15 protein-coding genes are annotated in these 23,664 nt (G+C 69.0%); 3 read left to right on the top strand and 12 right to left on the bottom strand.

Going from position 1 to position 23,664, the window contains the following annotated elements:
• Positions 1-262: 262 nt before the first annotated feature.
• The 7 genes from NF556_RS07400 to NF556_RS07370 form a co-directional block, all read right to left on the bottom strand.
• On the bottom strand, positions 263-1,021 hold the full coding sequence (locus NF556_RS07400; RefSeq protein ID WP_252594978.1) for a class I SAM-dependent methyltransferase: 759 nt from the start codon (positions 1,019-1,021) through the stop codon (positions 263-265).
• 133 nt (positions 1,022-1,154) lie between these two features.
• Entirely contained in the window at positions 1,155-2,816 is a 1,662-nt protein-coding gene (locus NF556_RS07395) for an RNA polymerase sigma factor (protein WP_252594975.1), read from the bottom strand.
• Between the two features lie 246 nt (positions 2,817-3,062).
• The gene (locus tag NF556_RS07390) at positions 3,063-4,451 is read right to left on the bottom strand and encodes an ATP-binding protein (RefSeq protein ID WP_252594973.1); all 1,389 of its coding nucleotides are present in this window, start codon (positions 4,449-4,451) and stop codon (positions 3,063-3,065) included.
• Between the two features lie 9 nt (positions 4,452-4,460).
• The gene (locus NF556_RS07385) at positions 4,461-6,116 is read right to left on the bottom strand and encodes an NAD(P)/FAD-dependent oxidoreductase (RefSeq protein WP_252594972.1); all 1,656 of its coding nucleotides are present in this window, start codon (positions 6,114-6,116) and stop codon (positions 4,461-4,463) included.
• Between the two features lie 132 nt (positions 6,117-6,248).
• The gene (locus tag NF556_RS07380; protein WP_252594970.1) at positions 6,249-6,659 is read right to left on the bottom strand and encodes a universal stress protein; all 411 of its coding nucleotides are present in this window, start codon (positions 6,657-6,659) and stop codon (positions 6,249-6,251) included.
• Between the two features lie 85 nt (positions 6,660-6,744).
• Positions 6,745-7,866, bottom strand: coding sequence for a DUF4192 domain-containing protein (locus NF556_RS07375; RefSeq protein ID WP_252594968.1), 1,122 nt, complete (start codon positions 7,864-7,866; stop codon positions 6,745-6,747).
• Positions 7,867-7,963: 97 nt separating this feature from the next.
• Complete coding sequence (locus NF556_RS07370; protein WP_252594966.1) at positions 7,964-8,662, bottom strand: EcsC family protein; 699 nt, start codon at positions 8,660-8,662, stop codon at positions 7,964-7,966.
• A gap of 215 nt (positions 8,663-8,877) precedes the next feature.
• Here NF556_RS07370 and NF556_RS07365 point away from each other — a divergent pair, with 215 nt between their 5' ends.
• Entirely contained in the window at positions 8,878-10,611 is a 1,734-nt protein-coding gene (locus NF556_RS07365) for a hypothetical protein (protein WP_252594964.1), read from the top strand.
• Between the two features lie 80 nt (positions 10,612-10,691).
• On the opposite strand, the gene NF556_RS07360 is transcribed toward NF556_RS07365, so the two are convergent.
• A complete protein-coding gene (locus tag NF556_RS07360; RefSeq protein ID WP_252594962.1) occupies positions 10,692-11,672 on the bottom strand; it encodes a helix-turn-helix domain-containing protein in 981 nt (326 codons plus the stop codon).
• A 202-nt stretch (positions 11,673-11,874) separates the two neighbouring features.
• Between NF556_RS07360 and NF556_RS07355 the strand changes: the two genes are divergently transcribed.
• The gene (locus tag NF556_RS07355; protein ID WP_252594960.1) at positions 11,875-16,989 is read left to right on the top strand and encodes a carboxypeptidase regulatory-like domain-containing protein; all 5,115 of its coding nucleotides are present in this window, start codon (positions 11,875-11,877) and stop codon (positions 16,987-16,989) included.
• 139 nt (positions 16,990-17,128) lie between these two features.
• On the opposite strand, the gene NF556_RS07350 is transcribed toward NF556_RS07355, so the two are convergent.
• Positions 17,129-18,055: a PAC2 family protein gene (locus tag NF556_RS07350; protein WP_252594958.1), complete on the bottom strand. Its 927-nt coding sequence runs from the start codon at positions 18,053-18,055 to the stop codon at positions 17,129-17,131.
• A 195-nt stretch (positions 18,056-18,250) separates the two neighbouring features.
• Between NF556_RS07350 and NF556_RS07345 the strand changes: the two genes are divergently transcribed.
• Entirely contained in the window at positions 18,251-20,395 is a 2,145-nt protein-coding gene (locus NF556_RS07345; protein WP_252594956.1) for a S9 family peptidase, read from the top strand.
• Positions 20,396-20,570: 175 nt separating this feature from the next.
• Here NF556_RS07345 and NF556_RS07340 read toward each other — a convergent pair whose 3' ends face one another.
• From NF556_RS07340 to NF556_RS07330, 3 genes are all read right to left on the bottom strand, one after another.
• The gene (locus tag NF556_RS07340; RefSeq protein ID WP_252594954.1) at positions 20,571-21,047 is read right to left on the bottom strand and encodes an RDD family protein; all 477 of its coding nucleotides are present in this window, start codon (positions 21,045-21,047) and stop codon (positions 20,571-20,573) included.
• A gap of 400 nt (positions 21,048-21,447) precedes the next feature.
• Positions 21,448-22,980: an MDR family MFS transporter gene (locus NF556_RS07335; RefSeq protein WP_252594952.1), complete on the bottom strand. Its 1,533-nt coding sequence runs from the start codon at positions 22,978-22,980 to the stop codon at positions 21,448-21,450.
• A gap of 248 nt (positions 22,981-23,228) precedes the next feature.
• A complete protein-coding gene (locus NF556_RS07330) occupies positions 23,229-23,636 on the bottom strand; it encodes a YkvA family protein (RefSeq protein ID WP_252594950.1) in 408 nt (135 codons plus the stop codon).
• Positions 23,637-23,664: the final 28 nt, after the last annotated feature.

Here is a 23,664-nt window from a genome sequence, read left to right as displayed (position 1 = left end):
GTACGGTTCCCGAACAGGGCTTAGTTCGGTACGGCGCCCAACAAAAAGTGGGTCACTCCATACCGTCTACGGCCTGGGCGCACGGTCCAGGCTCATCGCCCTGGCCCATCCGGCGGAGATCACCGCGCCGACCCAGGTCCCGTGGACCGGCATCGCGGTGGCCGGCGGCAGCGTGGCGGTGCTCCTCGCAGGTCTGCTCGTCTGGCGGACCCGCTCACGAATAGAGCCGGAGGCCGTGCCCATCTCCCCTGACCACTAGCCCTCAGACAGTGGCAGTGACGCACCACGCATCGACCCGCATCGTGAACGCCCCGTCGGGCAACCGCCCTCGGGCGCGCTCCCGCACGTCGCTGCGGCCCTGCTCGTCGAGACCAGCAAGATAGTCCCCCGGCGGGCCGACACCGAGCAGGAACGGCTCCCACCAGTCCTTGAAGGAAGCCATCGGCACGTCGGCGCTCAGGACGCTCTCCCGCACCTGGTCCAACCCTGCAGACCGGAACAGCTCGGCGAGCTCACCCTTGGCGCCACCGACCCTGGCCTGGGCGGCAACCCAGGTCGGATCCGTCTCGGCCACTGCGGCATGGAAGGCCGAGACCGGTCCGTTCGCGCCCGGCGTGAGGTCCCACACGGCAGCTGCCACCGTGCCGCCGGGTCGGGTCACCCGGGCCATCTCAGACAGGCCCGCGACCGGGTCGGCCATGAAGTGCACGACCAACTGAGCGAGCGTGACATCAAAGCTGCCGTCGCGGTGCGGCAGGTGCTCCGCCGTCCCCACCTGGACCACCAGCTCGGGGAAGCGCTCTGTGATGGCTGCCACGAACGGGGGCGACGGGTCAACGGCCTCGACCGCGGCGACGCCCAGCCGCTCGATGAGCACACTCGTCAGCGCACCGGGCCCACAGCCGACATCCAGGGCCCGCTGCCCCGCCGTGACACCGCTGCGATCGGCAAAGACGCTCGCGAGCGGCTGGGAGTGGCGCCCCATGAATCTGTCGTAGGAGTCCGCCACGGTGAAGGCCACCCCTCAGATTAGCCCCGGGACACGGCGACACGCCAGAGAAATTTTCGTCCCCGAAACGCACCGATGCCCTGCCCCGACAGTCGGGACAGGGCATCGGGACAGCAGCTGTATGCCGAGGCGCAGGTTGAGCGGATTAGTCCAGGTAGTCGCGCAGGACCTGAGAGCGCGACGGGTGCCGCAGCTTGCTCATGGTCTTGGACTCGATCTGGCGGATGCGCTCGCGGGTGACGCCGTAGACCTTGCCGATCTCGTCTAAAGTCTTCGGCTGTCCGTCGGCGAGCCCGAAGCGCATCGAGACCACGCCGGCCTCCCGCTCGGACAGGGTGTCCAGCACCGAGTGCAACTGCTCCTGCAGCAGGGTGAAGGAGACCGCGTCGGCCGGGACGACCGCCTCGGAGTCCTCAATCAGGTCACCGAACTCGGAGTCGCCGTCCTCGCCCAGCGGGGTGTGCAGCGAGATCGGCTCGCGGCCATACTTCTGGACCTCGACGACCTTCTCGGGCGTCATGTCCAGCTCGGCCGCCAGCTCCTCCGGGGTGGGCTCGCGGCCCAGGTCCTGGAGCATCTGGCGCTGCACGCGGGCCAGCTTGTTGATGACCTCGACCATGTGCACCGGGATGCGGATGGTGCGGGCCTGGTCGGCCATGGCGCGGGTGATCGCCTGACGGATCCACCAGGTGGCGTAGGTCGAGAACTTGTAACCCTTGGTGTAGTCGAACTTCTCGACCGCACGGATCAGGCCCAGGTTGCCCTCCTGGATCAGGTCCAGGAAGAGCATGCCGCGGCCGGTGTAGCGCTTGGCCAGGGAGACCACGAGTCGCAGGTTGGCCTCGAGCAGGTGGTTCTTGGCGTTCTTGCCGTCGGAGGAGATCCACCACAGCTCACGCTTGAGCTTGGCCTCGATCTTGTCGCCGGAGTTGAGACGCTCCTCGGCGAACAGGCCGGCCTCGATGCGCTTGGCGAGCTCGACCTCCTGCTCGGCGTTGAGCAGCGCGACCTTGCCGATCTGCTTCAGATAGTCCTTGACCGGGTCGGCCGTGGCGCCAGCGGTCACGACCTGCTGGGCGGGGGCGTCGTCGTCATCGCCCTGGCTCAGGACGAAGCCGGAGTCCTCGGCCTTGGTGCCTGCCGCGGGCTGCGGTGTGGCAACGACCTCGCTCTCCTTCTTCTCCTCGTCCTCATCGTCGACCTCGGCGTCCTCGTCGACACCCACCGGCTCGGCTGCTGCAGCGGCCTTCTTGGCGGCAGCGGTCTTGCGGGTGGCGGTCTTCTTGGCGGCCGCGGTCTTGCCGGCGGCGGTCTTGGCCGCGGCCCGCGTGGTGGCTGCCTTCTTGGCCGGAGCCTTCTTCGCCGTGGCCTTGGCGGCCGTCTTTGCTGCCGGCTTCTCGGCCGCAGCCTCTGTCTCGGCCGGGGCGGCGGTCTTGTCCGCTGCCGCGGTGGTGGCTGCCTTCTTGGCGGGAGCCTTGGCCGCAGCGGTCTTGGCCGCGGTGGTCTTGGTCGTCGTCGTCTTGCTCGCGGTCTTGCGGGCGGCCGTCTTGCGCGGGGCGCGCTTGGTCGGCGTCGCCTCCGTGCCGTCCATCACGACCTGGATCGCGTTGTCGGACAGCACCTTCAAGACCTTGGTCATGGTCTTCTTGTTGGGCAGTTCAGCGGCCTCGAGCGCGCTCCGGACGTCGGCCAGGGGGACCTCGCCGGACTGCTTGCCCTGCTTGAACAGGGTCTCCAGCTCGGGCTTGCTGAACTCGGCCGGGAGGTCGACGGTCGTGGTTGCGGGAGTGGCCTTCTTGGCTGTCACGGGTTGCACCAGCTACTTTCGTGGGGAGCTCGAGAGCGGCGGACTTGCGGAAGCGCGCCGGGCACGGCGGAGCGCCCAAGACTCTTGTGTGTTTGGCAATCCAGGCCATCCGATCTCGGTGAGCGGATGAGCACCTGTTGCCATTATAGAACCAGGATGGCCCCGCCGATGTTCCCGCCTCCCGCCACACACCGCTTACCTGCGGTTTTCCCTCCGTATGCCGCCTGGCTGGTTTCGTCTTGCCCGTCACCCTGGTGGCGCAGCAAGCAGGCGGACGCGCAGAACCGTGTCCCCGGGCACCGACTCGATCTCGATCGTGCCGCCGTGTCGCTCCCGGACGATCCGTTGGGCGATGTCGAGCCCCAGGCCGGTGCCCTGGCCGACCGCCTTGGTGGTGTAGAACGCCTCGAACGCCCGAGCCGCCACGTCCGGAGGCAGGCCGGGGCCGGTGTCGGCGATCTCGACGACGACCCCGCCGTCGTCGCCGGCGCGGGTGCTGATCCGCAACGTGCCCTCCCCTGCCATCGCGTCGACCGCGTTGTCGATGATGTTGGTCCACACCTGGTTGAGCTCGCCGGCATAGCCCTCGATCCGCGGTGTCGCGCCATAGTCGCGGACCACCGTCACGGACCCCTCCCGCAACCGGTGCCCCAGCACCAGCAGGGTGCTCTCGATGCCCTCGGCGACGTCCAGCTGCTGCAGGGCTGCGCGGTCGAGCTGGGAGTAGGACCGGACCGCGGCCACCAACTCCGAGATGCGCCGGGTCGACTCGGTGATCTCGGCGCGCAGCACGGTGCCCTGCAGGCTGCTGACGACCCAGTCCAGGCCAGCTTGCAACGAGCGCTCGTCGACGACCTGCGCCAGGCCCTGACACCACTGCTCGTCGGCGTTGGCCGCGGCCAGGACCGGGGCCATCACCCAGCTGCGGTCCACCCCCTGGGCCTCCAGCCGCTCGGCCAGGGCCTCCTCGAGGTCGGCGACGTCGCCATAGGCCGGGGCCGGACGCGCGGCCAGGTCGCGGCGCAACCCGTCCAGGGCCGTGAACTGCTCGGCGGTGATCCCGTGCGCGGCGAGCTCGTGCAGTGACGCGAACAGCTTGTCGTCGGCTGCTCCGAGCGCCGCCGTGGCCCGGGTGGCAGCGGCCGCCGGGTTGTTGATCTCGTGGGCCAGACCCGCAGCCAGTTTGCCCAGGGTGGCCAGGGCGTCGCGCTGCCGGGCGGTGGACTCGACATAGAGCGCCATGCCATAGATGCCCTTGATCAGGTGGCTGCCGAACGGGAACCAGGTGGCCGCCAGGTCACGCAGTGCCGTCGCCGGCACCTCCAGCATCCGCCCGGGCTCCAGACCGCGGGCACTGGCGAGATAGACCCCGGTCTCGACCCAGGCACGATAGCCGCCGGCCCACCGGCCCGGGACGTCCATCCGACCAACGACCATGTCGTCCCGCTCGGTGCGTCGCACCAGCTCGACGACGCCGTCGATCAGGACCCACCAGGAGTCGGCATGGTCGCCCTCGGCAAACAACAACTCCCCCGGGCCGAAGGGCACCTCCCGCCCCGCGGCGAGGAGTTCCTTGAGCTGCTCGTCGCCCAGACCGTCGAAGAGCTCGATCGGTTGCAGATCGGTGGCATCCACGGGGGCTCCTCAGGTCGTGGCGAGATAACGGTGGACGAAGTGCACCGCCATGGCACCCTCGCCGACGGCGGAGGCGACGCGCTTCATCGAGTCCAGCCGCACGTCCCCAGCGGCGAAGACGCCCGGGATGCTGGTCTCGAGGGCAAAGGGGACGCGCGGCCCCAACCAAGATCCGTTCGTGACCCGCAGCATCTCGGGGCCGGTGAGCACGAAGCCCTTGTCGTCCCGCGAGACCAGGTCACCCAGCCAGTCGGTGTGCGGGTCGGCCCCGATATAGACGAACAGCCAACTCGTGGCGACCTCTTGCGTGGCACCGGAGTCCCGGTCGCGCAGCGTGAGGGCCTCCAGGTGTCCGTCGCCGCGACCGGCGATCACCTCGGTGCGGTGGCGCACGGTGATGTTCTCGGCCGCGTTGATGCGGTCGACCAGATACTGCGACATCGAGGCCGCCAGGTCGGGCCCGCGCACCAGGAGGGTGACGTGGGCGGCGTGTCGAGCGAGGTTGAGCGCGGCCTGACCGGCTGAGTTGGCGGCGCCGATGAGATAGACCTCGTCACCGGCCACTTGGACCGCCTCGCTCGCGGTGGCGCCGTAATAGACACCGCGCCCGGTGAACTCGTCGATGTCCGCGGCGCCGAGCCGCCGATAGGACACGCCCGTGGTGACGATCACCGACCGGGCCTCGATCTCTCCCTCGCCGTCGAGCAGCACGGCCCGCACCGGCCCCCGCGCCTCGAGCCCCACGACGTCGCGGGCCACCACCATCTCGGCGCCGAACCGGATGACCTGGGCGACGGCACGCTGCGTCAGGTCCGAGCCGCTGAGTCCGCGTGGGAACCCCAGGTAGTTCTCGATCGAGGCGCTCTGTCCCGCCTGCCCACCGGGAGCCTCGCGCTCGACGATCACCGTCGACAGCCCCTCCGACGCCGCATAGACGGCCGACGCCAGACCGGCGGGTCCACCACCAACGATCGCCACGTCATACAGCGGTTGCTCGGCGCGGGTCCGCAGGCCCAGCGCCCCGGCCAGCTCCACGCTCGAGGGGCAGCTCAGGGTCGCGCCGTCCGGGATGAGGACCAGTGGCAACTCCTCGACGCCGGCACCGGCCGCCTCGCGCAGCCGCTCCCCCTCCTCTCCCTCCTCGATGTCGATCCACCGATAGGGGACGTGGTTGCGGGCCAGGAAGGTCTTGGTCGCGTGGGCCCGCTCGGACCAGCGATGCCCCACCACCCGTATGCCGGAGGTGTCGGTTGGGTGCGCCCGTCGCCAGTCCTCGAGCAGGTCGTCGACGACCGGGTAGAGGCGCTCGTCGGGTGGGTCCCACGGCTTGAGGAGGTAGTGATCCAGGCCGATGTCGTTGATCGCGCGGATCGCGGCATCGGTGTCGGCATAGGCGGTCAGCAGCAGTTGCTTGGCCGTCTGTGCCTGCGGGCGGGCCGCCTCCAGGAACTCGATGCCGGCCATCACCGGCATCCGCTGGTCGGTGACGATCAGCGCGGTGGTCTGGTCGCGCAGCGCGAGTCGGTCCAGGGCCGCCAGCCCCTCGGCCCCAGAGGTCACGCCGAGCACCCGGTAGTCACCGCCGTAGCGTTCACGCAGGTCGCGGGTGATCGCGGCGGAGACCATCGGGTCGTCATCGACCGTCAGGATGGCGGGCTTGCTCATGCACAACTGCTTCCTACGTCACGGGGGAAGAGCCTCGTCCGTGAGTCTAGGGCCGCAGGTGGCGCCCGCGATAGCCCCAATTCTGTTGCACCCATTCGGGCACAACAGATTCGGGCACAACAGCTGTGGAGATCAGTCCTCGGAGTCGTCGGCCTTCACGGCGAGCACCGGGCAGGAGGCGTCGAGCAGGATGCGCTGGGCGTTGGAGCCCAGGATCAGCTTGCCGACCGGGGTGCGGCGCCGCAGGCCGATCACGATGAAGTCGGCCGAGGTCTCCTCGGCGACGGCGATCAGGTCCTCGCTGGGCTCGTTGCCGCGCACCAGGGCACGCACCTCGTGCTCGATGCCCTCGGCGTCGAGCTGGTCCTGCACGCGAGACAACTCGGTCTCGAAGCGCTGGGCCTCCTTGGCATCGAAGTCACGGCCACCACGGTGGGAGTTGACCACGATCAACTTCAGGTGGCGCAGGGACGCCTCCTGGGCGGCACGGCGCAGCGCCGCGCGGCCCTCCTTGGTGGGCACGTATCCAACGATGATCGTCATGTCATCCCTCTTTCGTCAGGGTGCTGCTTGCCTCAAGCATGGAGGTTACACGCCCAGCACCTCCCCTGGCGCCTCACGCCGCAGGTCAGGCGGCGGATGAGGGAGCGGCCGGCGCGAAGGGTCCCGGTGGCGGTGGGACCGCGTTGTGCAGCAGCAGGTCGGTCAGCTGGGCCAGGTAGTAGTCGGGATCCAGCTCCAGTGCCCGCTCGACGGCCAGGTTGGCCACCGTGCCGCTGTTCAGTGCCCACGCGCCCTGCCCCGTGACCGTCAGCACGGGCGGCGCGAACTCGTCGGGCACCAGGGCGCACAGGGCGATCAGCCGGTCCAGCAGGCGCCGGTTGCCCGTCCGCGCCAGCTCGAGGTGGCGCACGAGCGCCTCACAGATCTCACGAGGCAGCAGGCCCGGCCCCATCGCCCCGGGCGCCACCCAGGTGATCACCCCGTCGCGGAACTCGCGGTGCCACAGCATCACCATCGCGTGCGCGAGGACCGCGGGTGGGAGGTCGGCCACCTCGGGCCCGCCGGGGGTGGTGTCCAGGATCCGGCGCCACGCGAGGGCCCCGCGCTCGATGAAGCGGGCCCGCAGGCGAGCCACCTCGGGCGTGCTGATCTTGGGTGGCACGGCCTGCAGGAACCGATCCAGATAGTCCTCCATCTCGGCCAACAGCTGGAGCTTGCGCTCGGTCTGACCGCCGTGGATCCGCTCTGCCAGCTCCGCGCGGCTGGGGCCGATGTGCGCCCCCGCCAGGACCAGATCAGCGGCGCAGGGGACCCGGTCGACGGAGGGGACCACGCACCATACGGATGCCGTGCCGTCGGGCCTGAGCTCCTGCCAGCGGCCGTTGCGCACCCGGATCACGTGGTCGACACCCACGTCCGACTCCAGGCACTCGCGCGTGACCGCTCGCAGCACCTTGGTGGCGTCAGCGTCGTCCTCGTAGGCGAGGATCTCGAGCACGGCAGGTTGGTGGTGGTGCAGGATCCGGGCGACCTGCATGAGCACGGCCTCGAAGGAGCCGAGGTCGTGCGGCAGGTCGATGCGGGCCATCAGCAGCAGGTTGCCGGCGGGCCTGGTCGAGTCGGGCTGGCTCTCTGGCGGCCCCAGCAGGGCGAGCACCAGGCTGTCCTCGGGCTGATACATCAGGTGCAGGGGCACGGTGGCGATCAGTTCTTCGACGCCGCGGACTCGGATCGGTGAGGTGCTCATGGCCCCCACGCTCCCGACTCACGGCGCCGACGACCACGGTCCACCAGGATCTGTGGACGACCCGGTCGCTCCGGGACCCCCTGGGTGCAACCGTGGATCAGGGGGCAGTCAGGGCCCTGACCGGGAACTCCTCGCGGGCGTGGTCGGCGATCCGGTTCATCAGGAACCCGTCGATGCCGGCGCCGATCCCACCACCGATGACCGGGACGAACCGCCCCAGGCGGCTGAGTGACTTGCTGCCCAGCTGGGTGGCCAGCTTGAAGCCCACGCCCTTGTTGATGACCATGACGGCCGCCTTGGGCAGGCGCTGCATCGCGACCGACGCCAGCTTGCCGCCGCCGGCGACACCGGCCTTGGCGAGCAGATCCTGGCTGTCGGCGCCGACCAGGGTCAGCAGCACGGCGGTGCGCACCTCGGGCTTGTTGAGGTCATAGCCGCGGATCGAGGCGATGCTGCCGACCATGCGGGTGGCCAGCACATAGAAGCCGGCGATGTTGGCCGGCATCGAGGCGACCATCGTGACGAAGCCGCCGATGCCGGTGAGGAAACCGCCAGCAGCCCCCAGCTTGATGTGGGACCGGACGATGTCGGTGATGGCCTTCTCGGTGTCGCCCTTCTTCTCCCCCATCGCGGCCGCGACCACCTCGGTCACGGAGTCGAGTGGTCCGAGCCCGTCGATGCCGATGTCCATCAGTTTGCCCACGATGGCGTTGGCCGACTTCGCTCCGATGCCAGCCTCAGCCACTGCCTCGGCAGCCTCGGGCTCCTTGTCCGAACCGATCCCAAACAGACCCACGGCAACTCCTGTCGTCTCGGCCGCACCTCGCACGCGACGCTTCCTGCGCCATCCTGCCATCGGATCGACCGCCAGCACACGTCGAACGGATGGCCTGCCCCTTCGACCCGCCATGCTCTGTGACCGGCGTGCTCTGTGACCCGGTGCTCTGCGACCCGGTGCTCTTGGCTGGCGCCACTTCGAACCGGCGCTCCCCGTGCGATAGATTCCGCACCATGGCTAATGGGGAGAAGAAGTCAGGCGGCCCGTCCAAGGCACTCGGAGCCCTCGCGGCCCTGCTGGGAGTCGCGGGCCTGGTCCTGGTCGGTCTCGGGCTGTTCGGCATGCTCAGCACCGCCACGCCCAACATGACCGGCATCAACGCGGGCCAGTCGGTGCGGATCCCCGACTCCGGGATGTCGCTGTGGGCCGAGGACGACGTGCGCGCCGACGTGGTGTGTGAGGCCGGTGACGCCACGATGGAGCGTCCGACCTCCACCTATTCCGTCGACGTCGGGGACCGTGAGTTCTTTGAGATCGCCCGCACCCCGAGCGACCTCGAGGCCGGCAGCTATGCCATCTCCTGCCAGGGCACCGAGGAAGCGGTCTTTGTCGGCCCCAACGCCGCCCGCACCACGGCGCCCGGCATCATCGGCGAGCTCGGCCTCTACATCGGTGCCGGTCTCCTCGCCGCGGCGATCCTGCTGGGTCTGGGCGCGCTCCTGACCCGTCGCAAGACCCCCAAGGCGGCCGCCGCGTCGGGTTCCTATAACTACAGCTCGCACACCGACGTCCCCGTCGGCGGCGGCTACCCGTCGCAGCAGGGTGGCTACCAGCAGGGCTACCCGCCGGCTGGCTATGGCCCCGGTGGAGACCAGCAGGGTGGCTACGCACCGCAGGATGGCTACGCGCAGCAGGACCAGCAGGGCGGCTATGCCCCGCAGGATGGGTATGCGCAGCAGGGCGGCTACGCGCCGCAGGACCAGCAGGGTGGCTACGCACCGCAGGACCAGACTCAGGCCTACCCGCCCTCGGGCGGCTACGGCGAGCAGTCGCCCTACGCCCAGCCGGGACAGGGCGACAGCAGCCAGAGCCAGGGTTACCCGCAGGGTCAGGGTCAGCAGGGTCAGGGCTATGGGGCAGACCAGACCCAGGCCTACCCGCCCGCTGGCGGCTACGGCGAGCAGCAGCAGGGCCAGCAGTCCCACGAGCAGCAGCCCTACGGCCAGCAGAGCCAGGGCTACGGCCAGCCGTCCTACGGCCAGGACCAGAATCAGGCCTACGGACAGGGCCAGGGTTATCCCCCCGCTGGCGGCTACGGCGAGCAGCAGGGCCAGCAGTCCCACGAGCAGCAGCCCTACGGCCAGCAGGGCCAGGGCTACGGTCAGGACCAGAGCGCCAACCAGCAGCCCTACGGTCAGCAGCCCTATGGCCAGGACCAGAGCACCAACCAGCAGCCTTACGGTCAGCAGCCCTATGGAACGGACCAGACTCAGGGTTACGCGCAGAATTACGGACAGCACGATCAGAGTCAGGCCTACCCCTACGGTGAGCGCCAGCACCCTGGATATGGGCAGCAGAGCCAGGGCGATCAGGGCCAGCCCGCACCTGAGGGCAAGGCGCCCGAGGGTCAGCAGCCCTATGGCTCCGACCAGTCCGGGCCGAGCCACGAGGCCCAGCGCCAGCCCTTCGGGCAGGACACGACGGGTCAGGACACGACGGGGCAGGACGCCACGCAGGCTTTCACCCCGCAGGGTCAGGGCACCCCCGGCACGGGCGCCACGGCATGGACGCCCGGCGAATCGTCCCCGGCTCCGGAGTCATCAGCGCAGACCACTGACGGCGACCACGGCTCCCCCCAGCCCACCGAGGGCGAGACCTCAGGGCAGGGCGAGCACGCAGAGCAGCAGGACGGCGACGACACGGACCGCACACAGCAGTTCCCCCCGCCCCCGCGCTCAGAAGACTGACCTCGCGATTGCGACCTTGATTTTTCGCTCACCGGGCGTCGAACGCAAGGTCCACTTCGCGAGGTCAGCAACAGCGCGCGTCAGATCCACCCGCGCCGACTGGCCTCCAGAGCGATCTGGAAGCGAGTTTGCACGCCGAGGCGCGCCATCATCCGCTGGACATGTCGCTGCACGGTGCGCTCGCTCCACTGTTTCGCGCGGGCGACAGCGGTGTCGGTGAGGCCAGCGGCCAACAGGGTGAGCAACTCGGCCTCGTCGGGCGACAGGGCGTCCTCTGCGTCCGTCGCTCCACGCACGGCTTCCCGAACGGGGACCGCGCGCTCCCAGACGGACTCGAACAAGGCGGCGAGGGCGTCCAGGAGCGGCGAGGGGTGGATCAGATAGGACGCCGTGACAGCGTCATCGCCGGTGCGCAGCAGCGGGAGGATCGCCATCCGGTCATCCGCGATCGCCAGCTTCAGCGGCACGTGCAGGGAGATCCGGGACTGCTCGCCCTGACGCATCCCCAACATCACATCGTCCAGCCACCCGGGCAGCTCCGTGGCTTCCTTGGCATAGACGACCCGATAGTCCACTCCCCGCTCCAGCAGATCCAACTCAACCGGGTTACTCTCCCGCTGCCCGCGCACCGCGGAGTAGGGCGGAGCGTCAAAGCCACGCACCTGTGTGAGGGCACCGCGCTGCATCTGCTCCCACCGCTGCGCCAACTCCTGTCGACCGACAATCACCTCGATCAGCTCGGTCGGCGAGGTGAACCTGGTGCCAGCGCGATAACTGTCCATCAGCGAGTGGACCTGCTGGCGCACCGAGCGGATCCCGTCCTCACGATCCCGCAGCAGCGTCTCGATGGCCGTGTCCGGGGGCGCAGCCAGGAAACGCACTGGGCGCCCTCCGCCACGGGTCGCCAACCCCAGTTCCTCCAACGTCCGCAGCGCCTTGCGGGTTGCCACCGTTGACACGCCAGCGTCCTGAGTCAGCTCAGCGGTGTTGGCCTCCACCCGGCGCACGAGTGCGTCATAGACCGCTTCCTCCGCGGCAGACAGTCCGATCGGCTCCAACACTGCTGGCCTCCCACCACTCATCGTCGAGGTGTCAGTTTCCCGACACCTGCCAGGAACTCGCCACCAGATTCTATTGACCCGTCACCGACCGGGTGCGAGTGTTCACCAGGTTGGCGGCACCGCGCCCCAACTCCTTTGCATCGACGTGGCGCCCAAGGGGGGCAGCCACTGTGCGTGCTCAACCCCAGGAGTCAGGTTCTTGATGTCCAGCAGGAGTCCATTGTCCATCCGAGGTCTCGCCACGTTCTGGGCGCTGATCGCCCTTGTTGCGAGTCTCCTCGTCACCGCACCGACGGCAACGGCTGCCCCACCACCTGACCCCGAAGCCCCCGCCAGCGAGGCCCCCACGACCGAGGCCAAGATCGCGGACGCCGTCACACAGGCTCTGGTCGAGGATGAGACCACCGGCTACTGGGTGAGACTGGGCGACGCGCCGGACACCAGCGCGGCGCAGGAGATCGCCGACTGGGACGAGCGAGGTGCGTTCGTCTACGAGACCCTGCGCGACAGCGCCGAGGAGGCCCAGCGCCCGATCCGCGACCTGCTCGATGAGCGGGGCGTGGACTATGAAGCCCACTGGCTGGTCAACTCGCTCTTCGTCAACGAGGGCACTGCTGAGCTGGCGACCGAACTGGCCGCGGTGCCTGCTGTCGAGTCGATCATTGCTCCCACGAGCTACACCGAGCCTGACCCCGTCACCCAGGAGGTGGCGGCGGAGGCCGCTGCAGCCCAGATCGAGTGGGGCGTGGCCAACATCAACGCCGACGACGTCTGGGACGAGTTCGGCGTCACGGGCGACGGCATCACAATCGCCAACATCGACACCGGCGTGGACTACACCCACCCGGCCCTCACGCAGCAGTATCGCGGCCACCAGACCGACGGCACCGTCGACAACGACTACAACTGGTTCGACGCCACGAACTCCTGCGGAGACACGCCCTGCGACACCGACGGACACGGCACCCACACAATGGGCAGCATGCTCGGCGCCGACGGCGACGACCACATCGGTGTGGCGCCCGGTGCCACCTGGATCGCCGCCAACGGTTGCTGCCCCAACGACTCTGCGCTGATCGGCTCGGCGGAGTGGATGCTCGCTCCCACCAGGGTGAACGGGCAGGACCCGGACCCCAGCAAGAGGCCACACATCATCAACAACTCCTGGGGCAGCACGCTGCCCTCCAACGACCCGTTCATGGAGGACCTCCAGCAGGCGTGGATGGACGCCGGCATCTTTGCCGTCTGGTCCAACGGGAACGCCGGCCCCGAGTGCGAGACCAGCGGCAGCCCCGGCAGCCGCACCCTGAGCTATTCCGTCGGCGCGCACGACGTGGACAACGTGGTGGGCGAGTTCTCCTCCCGCGGACCCGGCCAGGACGGCACCATCAAGCCCGACATCAGCGCCCCCGGCGTTGAGGTGCGCTCCTCCTTCCCCGGTGGGGGCTATGTCATCGGCTCCGGCACCTCCATGGCTGCACCGCACGTCTCCGGTGCGATCGCGCTGTTGTGGGCGGGCTCCCCCGCCCTGATCGGTGACGTCCAGGCCACCCGCGACCTGCTCGACGGCACCGCAATCGACACCCCCGACGACCAGTGCGGCGGCACGCCAGAGAACAACAACGTCTATGGCGAGGGACGCCTCGACGCCCTGGCGCTGCTCGAGGCCGGGCCCCGCGGAGGCACCCTCACCGGGACCGTCACCGACGACGGCGGTGACGCCATGGAGGGTGCCTCGATCCGGCTCACCCAGGACGACCGGGTCCGCACCACCACGACCGACGCCGACGGCACTTTCGACGTGACACTGGCGGACGGCCAGTGGGACGTCACCGCCTCGTTCTTCGGCTTTTCCACGGCGACGACGACGGTCACCCTGGTGGGTGGCGAGGGCACGACGACGGAACTCGTGCTGGAGGCCCTGGCCAACCACGTCGTGAGCGGCACCATCACCGACTCCACGACCGGTGAGCCGGTCTATGGCGCGACCGTCGCGGTGACCAACACCCCGTTGGAGCCGGTGCAGACCGACCCCACCGGCAGCTACAGCATCCAGGTCCCCGCGGGTGACTACACCGTGTCTGCTGCCCTCACCAACTGCACCGACCCCGAGACCACCGCCACCACGATCGAGGAGAACACCACCCTGGACTTCGCCCTGGTGCGCACCGCCGACGCCTACGGCTACTCCTGCGCACTGGAGCCCACGGCATACGTCGAGGCCGACCAGCCCCTCGACCTGTCGACGGCAAACCCCACCACCACCATCGACCTGCCCTTCCCGATCACCTACTACGGCCAGACCTACACCGAGCACGCCTACGTCTCGGTGCACGGCCACGTGAACTTCCAGGGGGAGAACGCGCAGGCCTTCCCCACCCGGCTGCCCTCCACGTCCGGCGCAAACGCGGCGGTCTATCCCTTCTGGCGCGCGGCCAAGCCCGCCGAGGGCGGCGGGGTCTTCACGACCGTCACCGGCACGGCCCCGCACCGCGGCCTGGTGGTGGAGTACCGCAACATGATCGGCCAGTACGACAACGCCGCGCCGGTCGATTTCGAGGTGACCTTCTGGGAGGACGACACCATCACGTTCGCCTATCGCAACCTCGACCCTGAGGACCCGCTGGAGCTGGGCTTCACGTCCTCGATCGGCATCGAGGACGCCGAGGGCAAGGTGGGGGTGCAGTACTCCTTCCGCGAGGAGATGCTGTCCAACGATGACCAGGTCCGGTTCTCCTACCCGGTCAGTGGTTTCGTCGACGGAGCCGTGACGTCGACAGCCGACGGAGCCCCGATCGAGGGAGCCAAGATCGTGGCCAGTGACTCCCAGGGCACGGCCCTGCGCACCCTGACGACCGCGGCCGACGGCGCCTTCCGGATGGAGTTGCCGGTCGGCGAGTGGCAGCTGGTCACCTCGGCCTTCGGCTTCGTCGGAGCCACCACGACCGTCACCATCACGCAGGACAGTGCCCTGACCGAGGCCATTGCTCTGGAGGTGGCCGCGACCCACGCGATCAGCGGCACGGTCACCTCGGATGGCGAGCCGCTCGCGGGGGCCACGGTCTCCGTGGACGACACTCCCCTGCCTGCGGTCACGACAGACACCAACGGGAACTACGCGATCCCCGACGTCCCGGTCGACACCTACACCCTGACCGCCGACCTGCCGCACTGCACCACCGCGCAGAGCGTCGAGGTCACGGTGGACGGGCCGCTGACGCAGGACATCGACCTGGCGCGGGTGACCGACGACTTCGGTTACACCTGTGGCATCGAGCCCGCGGCCTACGTCGAGGTCGACACCCTCGTGGATCTCAGCGGCGAGGACAACACGACCTCGATCGACCTGCCCTTCCCGGTCACGCACTACGGCGTGGGCTACTCCCGCGTCCACCTGGGCACCAACGGCGAGATCAGCTTCGTCGGCCCGCGCACCTGGTTCAACGGCAAGCTGCCCGACCCGGTGGCGCCCAACGCCGGCGTCTACCCGTTCTGGAGCAAGTTGGACATCCAGGAGCACGGCGGCATCTACACCGGTGTCATCGGCGAGGCACCCAACCGCGGGTTCGTGATCGAATACCGCGACGTCAACCTCTGGTACGGCGAGGGGACCCTGGACTTCGAGGCCACCCTGTGGGAGAACGGCGAGATCACCTTCGCTTACCGCAACCTGGACGAGGAGCCCTACGGCCACGAGGTCGGCATGGGCGCCACGGTCGGGTTGGAGAACGCTGACGGCACGGTGGCCTTCCAGTTCTCCCACAGCGAGCGGTCCCTGTCCAACGACCGGCAGATCCATTTCAGTCTCCCGGCCAACGACTCGGTCACCGGGACCGTGACCGACGCCAACACCGGCGATGGCGTGGCGGACGCGTGGGTCGTGGTCACGGACGAGGACGGCACCGTCGTGCGCCGCTCCCGCACTGGTGCCGACGGCGCCTACCGCACCCTGCTGTTCCCAGGGACCTACACCGTCACGGCCAACCGGTTCAACTACAGCACGTCCCGGGAGCAGGTCACCATCACCGGTGAGGGCGACGTGCTGACGCTCGACCACGAGCTGGTGACCGCGACACTGAGCGCCGAGACGACACACTCCGACACCGTGATCGGCAAGGACAGCACGACCTATCGCGAGCTGGCCATCACCAACACCGGGACGGCCGACCTGAAATGGGAGATCCAGGAGGTCGAGAGTGGCGCGTTGCCGGCCACGACGGGCTCGTCCCACGCCCCGAGCGTCCAGGACCAGCCGTCCGCGCAGAAGACCACCCAGGAGTATGCCGACCCGCAGGACTCCCTGGCCCGCACCACTGAGGGGCTTGCCCTGGCGGAGCACGGCCCGGACAACGTTCCGGCAACGTCCCCCGCTGAGGTGGTCGCCGAGTGGCCCGCCGCAGGCGTGACGAAGGGGTATGGCCTCGGCACCACGGACGAGACCGTCTGGGTCTCCGACATCGACGGGCGATCACGTGACAACACGGAGTTCCTGCGCGACGGCACCCCCACAGGCACCGTGCACGACGCGACGTGGGCCGGCGCCTGGCAGGCGGACATGGCCCCGGACGGCGACGGCAACATGTGCCAGCTCGACGTCGGCGAGGGACCGACCGCCAACGGGATCCACTGCTGGGACACCGACACCGGTGAGGTGGCTTACACCGTGCACGGCCAACAGTGGACGGCGGTCTCGCAGCGTGGCCTGGCCTATGACGTGGCGGAGGACATCTTCTATGTCGGTGGCTGGAACGAGGGCGTTGTCTATGCCGTCGCCGGTCAGTCCTTCGAGACCCCGGGTGCTCTGCTCTCTCACTGCAGCACTGAGGACAGGGCGATCTCCGGGCTCGGGTTCGACCCGCTCGATCGCACTCTGTGGATGGCGACCAACTCCGAGACGGACACCATCTATCAGATCGACCCCCGCACCTGTGCAACGATCTCGACGATCGCCGACCCGGGCACGCAGCAACTCAGCGGAGCCGGCCTCGAGGTCGGTCCCGACGGGAGCTTGTGGGCGTATGACCAGGTCGAGGGCGTCGTGCGCCGCATCGCGACCGACTCCCCCTCAGTGGGCGACGTGCCGTGGCTCAAGCTCACGCAGGACACGGGCTCGGTGGCGCCCGGAGACACGGCAGTCGTGCCCTTCACCGTGGATCCCACTGGCCTCGAGCCTGGCACCTATGAGGCCTCGCTCCTGGTCTCGGGCACGGCCGGCAAGAACCAGCACACTCAGGTGCCGGTGTCATTGGTCGTCTCGGAGAATCGTCAGTCCATCACCGTGGGCGGCTCCATGGCGCCGCCGGGCACGCACGACTGACCTTGCGAAGTGGACCTTGGTTTTCCGCGCAGGGGGCGGAAGATGCAAGGTCCGCTTCGCGAGGTCAGCGATACCCCCACCAACAAGGGCCCCGACACGCAGTGCGCGTCGGGGCCCTTGTTGTTGGTCGGTGTGAAGACTATTCCGTCTCGGGGCTGTCCGTGTCGGTCTGCTCGCGCAGGAAGTCCTCGAACTGGGCCCCGATCTCGTCGGCGCTGGGCAGGTCGCCGACCTCGGCCGCGAGCAGGCTGCGCTTGCGCTGGCCCTCGACGAACCGGTCATAGCGCTGCTCCAGGGCAGAGACGACCTCGGCGGCGTCCTCGTTCTGAGTCAGCTCCTTGGCGATGTCGGCACGGTTGAGCCCGGCCGCGGCCACGAGCTGGTCGCGGGGCAGGTCGGCGCCGCTGAAGCCCACCAGGGTGTCGAGCGCCGCGACGGCGGCGTCACCGAAGCGCGCCTCGGCCAGATAGTGCGGCACGTGCACGGCGGCACCCATCGTCTCCACGCCGGCCTCGCCCAGGCGGAGGTGCAGCAGGGCCTCGGCGCTGCCGGGCACCTGGACGGTCCCGAACAGCGGGTCGACGTCGCCGATCAGCTCGCGATCGCTGGCAAAGCGGGTGACCCCGATGGGGCGGGTGTGCGGGACGGCCATCGGCACGCCCTGTGCGGACACCATGCGGCGCACGCCAAAGCCGAGGCACAACTGGTGCACCGCCTCGGCGAACGCCTCCCAGTGGAAGTCCGGCTCCAGCCCGTCCAGCAGCAGGAACGGCTCGCCCGAGCGGTCGATCACGCGATAGAGGATCAGCGACGGGTCCTCGAAGGTCGAGTAGTTGTCGCGGTCAAAGGTCATCTGGGGACGCCGCGCGCGGTAGTCGATCAGGCTGTCCATGTCGAAGGACGCAACGACCGTGTGCTCCAGGTGCTCCAGCAGGTGCTCAGTCACCTGGCTGCGCACGTTGCCCGCGTCCATGAACCCCTCCAGCGAGACGTGGAGCAGGGGGGCATGCAGCGGCTGCCTCGCGGAGTCGGTCTCCAGGCGGTACAGCGAACTCGGCTCGATCACGAAAGTCCTCCTCAGATCTTCTACACGCACAACGCCGCGGGTGCGCCACAGATTCCCCGGCCCCTCAGTATGCCGTGCCCGTCACCTCTGGGGCGGGTCACCTGGCACCCCACGGCGTGCCGATCAGCCAGCGCACATCAGTCAGCACGGGCGCCGTTGATCTTTGTGGGGCCGCGCAGTGATAGGAAAGACCGTATGAGTTCGGAGCCACAGACGTCTTCCACGATTTTCCATGACCTCGACCAGTATGTCGCGATGCCGCGCCTCGGGGGCCTGGCACTCAGCCCCGACGGGACGCGTCTGGTGACCACCGTGTCCACCATCACCAAGGCCGGCACCGGCTATGCCACCGCACTCTGGGGGCTGGACCCGCGGGGCGAGCAGTCGGCATACCGCATCACCCGCAGCGCCAAGGGCGAGGCCGGCGCCGCGTTCAGCAGCACGGGCACGCTCTATTTCACCTCGGCCCGCCCCGACCCGGAGGCCGACGAGGACACTCCCGAGGCGGCCCTGTGGGAGATCCCGGCCGGCGGCGGTGAGGCCCGCGTGGTGCTGTCCCGCCCCGGTGGCGTCGGCCAGGTCCTGTGCGCCCACGACGCCGACGTGACCGTGGTCGTGGCCAGCCAGCTGCCGGGCGCCACCGATGAGAAGACGCATGCCGCAATTCACAAGGCGCGCAAGGACGGTGGCGTGCAGGCGATCCTGCACGACGGCTATCCGGTGCGGCACTGGGATGCCGACCTCGGGCCGAGCGCACCGCAGCTGTTCGTGGCCGAGCCGGCTGCGGACGAGACGCCGAAGCGACCCACCACGACCGACCACGTGGCCCCGCTGCAGCTGCGCCGGGTCAGCGAGGGCGTCGGCGCCCGGATGCGCGACGGCGCCCCCGTGGTCAGCCCGGACGGGACCTTCGCGCTGGTGTCGCTGACCGTGCCCGAGGCTCGCGGCGACCAGCGCAGCCAGCTGGTGCGCATCGACCTGGCCACCGGCGAGCAGACCGTCCTGTGCGACGAGCCGGACCACGAGTTCTATGGCGCGCTGATCAGCCCGGACAGCACCCGGGCCGTCATCGTCGTCGACCGCAAGAGCACCCCCGAGCAGGCGCCGGCGCCGCAGCTGCACGTGCTGGACCTGGCCTCCAGTGAGCTGAGCCCGCTCGCGGCCGACTGGGACCGTTGGGCCAGCCCTGCTGCCTGGCTGCCGGACGGCCAGAACGTCCTGGTCATCGCCGACGACAACGGCCGCTCCCCCATCTTCTCGATCGAGGTGGCCACCGGGGCGGTGCGCCAGGTGACGACGGACGACTCGGCCTACAGCGAGGTCGTCGTCGCCCCCGACGGCACGACGGCGTATGCCGTGCGGTCCAGTTATCTCTTCCCCGCCGAGGTCGTGTCGATCGCCCTGGGCACCGGCGAGGCAACCCCGCTGCCCGGCCCGGTCGAGCGTCCGGAGATCCCCGGTCGCCTGGAGGATGTCGAGACCACGGCCGCCGACGGCACCCGGGTGCGCGGTTGGCTGGCCCTGCCCGAGGGCGAGGGGCCCCACCCGTTGCTGCTCTGGATCCACGGCGGGCCGCTCGGCTCGTGGAACGCATGGACCTGGCGCTGGAACCCGTGGCTGCTGACCGCCCAGGGCTATGCCGTGCTGATGCCGGACCCCGCGCTGTCCACCGGCTATGGCCGGGACTTCATCCAGCGCGGCTGGGGCTCGTGGGGGAAGGCGCCTTATGAGGACCTGATGTCGATCACCGACCACGTGGTGGCCCGCGATGACATCGACGAGACCCGCACGGCCGCAATGGGCGGGTCGTTCGGTGGCTACATGGCCAACTGGGTTGCGGGACACACGGATCGGTTCAAGGCGATCGTCACGCACGCCTCACTCTGGGCCCTGGACCAGTTCGGTCCCACGACCGACGCGTCGTTCTTCTGGCAGCGGGAGATGACCCGCGAGATGGGCGAGGCCAACAGCCCGCACCTGTCGGTGGACAAGATCGTCACTCCGGTGCTGGTGATCCACGGCGACAAGGACTATCGCGTCCCGATCGGTGAGGGCCTGCGGCTCTGGTATGAACTGCTCGCCCACTCCGGTCGACCCGCCGCTGATGACGGATCAACCGTGCACCGCTTCCTGTATTTCCCCAACGAGAACCACTGGATCCTCACGCCTCAGCACGCGAAGATCTGGTATCAGGTGGTCTCCGGCTTCCTGACCGAGCACGTGCTCGGATCGGACGCCCCGGAGCTGCCGGTCGAGCTGGGCCGCAGCGCACCGACGGACAAGCAGCTGCGCGCTGCTGCCGCCGCCGAGGCGGAGGATGAGGCCACCGGCGCAAATTAATAAAGGTCTCGCACGCCCCACCCGCATTTTGATAGAGGTCTCGCACGCCTGACCCGCATTTTCGTAAAGGTTTCGTACGCCTGACCCGCATCCTCGTAGCGGTCTCGCACGCCTGACAGACACGGAACCGGCGAGCCCATGGCCCGCCGGTTCTGTGCGTCGAGCGTGGTGTGGCTCAGCCGATCTTGACGACCTGCGTGCCTCCGGCAAACGTGTCGTGCCAGCCGCGCCGGCCGGCGGTGTCACCGCTGATGCCGACCGCGATGAGGATCACCGCTGCCAGCTGGGCCAGGCCACCGATGAACCCGCCGATGAACGGGATGACCCCGAGGATGCCCAGGGCGACCCAGATGTTGCGGCGCACGGCCTGCTCCATGGTCGGCTTGCCGCCGCCGGGGCCACGTGTCTGCAGCTTCATGAGCATCTTGCCCACGGTCTGCCCGCGGCTGGACTCCAGATAGGCGAAATAGCCCAGGTAGACAGCGGAGAACAGCACCGAGCTGACCACGCCCGACAGGAAACCGCCCCCGCCGAAGCCGAACATGCCGGCGGAGCTGCCCATGATGACGCTGATGAGCAGGAAGCCGATCACGAGCATGTTGAAGACAAACAGGATCACGTAGTCGATGAGGCGGGCGAGAAACCGGTCCATCAGCTCGGCTGGCTGGCCAACTCCGCCGCCTGCCGCAGCGTAGTGCGGACCGGGCGCGGCCTGGTAGCCACCCTGCGGAGGCTGCTGCTGGTAGCCACCCTGGGGCGGCGGAGGCTGCTGCTGGTAGCCACCCTGCGGAGGCTGTTGCTGGTAGCCACCCGGAGGCGGGGGCGGAGGCTGGTGCCCACCCTGCGGAGGCTGTTGCTGGAAGTCACCGGGAGGCGGTGGCGGAGCATGGCCGCCCGCGCCTGAGGAGGGATTGCTCCCGGTTGGAGAGTCGTGCGGGGAAGGGGGAACGGACATCGGGCACCTCTTTGGTCAGGCGGTCACGGGATGCGCCCCCGCGTGCCTCACGGGACGCCGTGGAGTTGCTCCGCCTCCGCGCAACTCCACGGTCACCCTAGTGGGGATCCCCGTGGACGGGAAGGGCTTCCGCGACACCAAGGTCCGGCATCTCCTCGGCGAGCTCACCCTCCTGCTCCCCCGCAGACTCCACCTCCGGCTCACTGTCTGGCAGCCGGTTGGGCATCAACAGCACCAGACCGACCACGACCAGCGCAATGACTGCGCCGAACACAAAGCCCCAGCGCATGCCCTCGACTGTCGCCTCGAGCGGCGGGGTGCCACCAGCGACCAGCCGGTTGGCCTGGGCAGTCATGATCGTGATCACGATCGCGGTGCCGAGAGCCCCGGCCACCTGCTGGAGAGTGCCCAGCAGCGAGCTCGCGTGGGAGTACAGATGCGCCGGCACGTCGCCCAGCCCCAGCGTGAACGTCGGAGTGAACACCCCGGCCAGGCTGATCATCAGGACCAGGTGGGCGACCAGGATCTGCCAGTAGGGCGTGTTGATGTCGATCAGGGTGAGCGACCCCATCGCGAGCGCGATGCCCACCGCGCCGGGGATGATCAGCAGACGGCTGCCGAACCGGTCGAAGATGTGGCCCACGCGCGGGCCGAGCAGGCCCATCGCGATGCCACCGGGCATCACCATCAGACCGGCCTCCAGTGCGGAGAGGCCCCGTGCCTGCTGCAGATAGAGCGGCAGCAGCATCATGGCGCCGAGCATCGCCATGAAGGACACGGACAATAGCACCACGGCCTTGGTGAACACCGGGCGGCGGAAGGTGCGCAGGTCCAGCAGCGGGTTGCCCCGGCGCTGCAGGTGCAACTGACGGAGCACGAAGCCGAGGATGGCGAGCACGCTGACTCCGACCATCACCCACGGCTGGGCACCCAGGCCCTGACCAAACCGGCTCAGCCCGAACACCAGCCCACCGAAGCCGAGCGCGGCCACGACCACGCTGAGCCAGTCGATGCTGACCTGCTGCGGCTCCCCGACATTGGGCAGCTTGCGCAGCGCCAGGATCGTGACGACCACGGCGATCGGCAGCACGGTGAGGAACATGAAGCGCCACGAGCCGAGTCCCAGCAGCAGGCCCGACACGGCGGGCCCGAGGGCTGGTGCCACTGACATCACCAGCGTGACGTTGCCCATGACGCGGCCGCGGTTCGACTGCGGCACGACGGTCATCAGGGTCGTCATCAGCAGCGGCATCATCACCGCGGTGCCGGACGCCTGGATGATCCGTGCGGCGAGCAGGACCGGATAGGTCGGGGCGATCGTCGCCAGGGCCGTGCCGATGATGAAGACGCTCATCGCGGTCGCGAAGGCGGCGCGGGTGCTGACCCGCTGCAGGAACCAGCCGGTCACCGGGATGACCGCGGCCATCGTCAGCAGGAACGCGGTGGACAGCCACTGCGCTGCGGCCTCGTCAATGTCCAACCCCACCATCAGCTGGGGAATGGCGTTCATCATGATCGTCTCGTTGAGGATCACCACGAACGCTGCGGCCACCAGCCACATCACGACGGCGGGGGTGCGCTCTGACACGGCGGGGCTGTTCGCGGCCGCGGCAGGCGTGCGCGTAGACATAGAGGTTCCTCCGTCATGGGTGGGATGGGTGATGCTCACGGTGCAGACCACCGTTGGCCGCCCGACTCATCGGCGCCACTCTAAATGGTGCGCGTCAGCGGGGTCCGACGGCAACCGAATTACGCCTCAGACACGCCTGGACACACCACGGGTGGCTGAGTCAGGAGATGACTCAGCCACCCGTCCCGTGTCAGTGCTCCGTTGTCGCTGCGGCGTGGCAGTGCTCCAGTGTCGCCGCGGCGTGGCCGTCAGATGACGTCGTAGTGCGGGGGCTGCTGGCCGGTCGTGTCGTAGACCTGACCGGGGATGAAGTCGCCGGTGCGCTCCCAGTCGAGGAAGTCGTCAGTCGCGTTGATGATCGTCACCGCGAGCCAGCCGACGACGAGGGCGTCGTCGCCGAGGCCGGCGATGAACAGCATGGCCTCGGGCATCAGGTCGATCGGGCTGACGACATAACCGACCGCGGCCAGCATCATCAGCAGTTTGGAGCCGTCGACGCCGCTGTACTTCCTGGTCATGATCGCGCGCACCATCCGCGGGAGGGCGGCCAGGCGCTCCCCCACACCCGGCGCTCCCGGACGGCTGGCGGATCGGATCGCGGAGGCAACACCCATCAGGGCGCCCCAACGCAGGGGTCGGCGTGCAGCGTGTGCCATGGTCGGCTCCGTTCGTGCGGGGCGCGGG

The organism is Ornithinimicrobium faecis, assembly GCF_023923225.1.
GTDB lineage: Bacteria > Actinomycetota > Actinomycetes > Actinomycetales > Dermatophilaceae > Ornithinicoccus > Ornithinicoccus faecis.
This window is presented reverse-complemented; position numbering and strand designations above follow the sequence as displayed.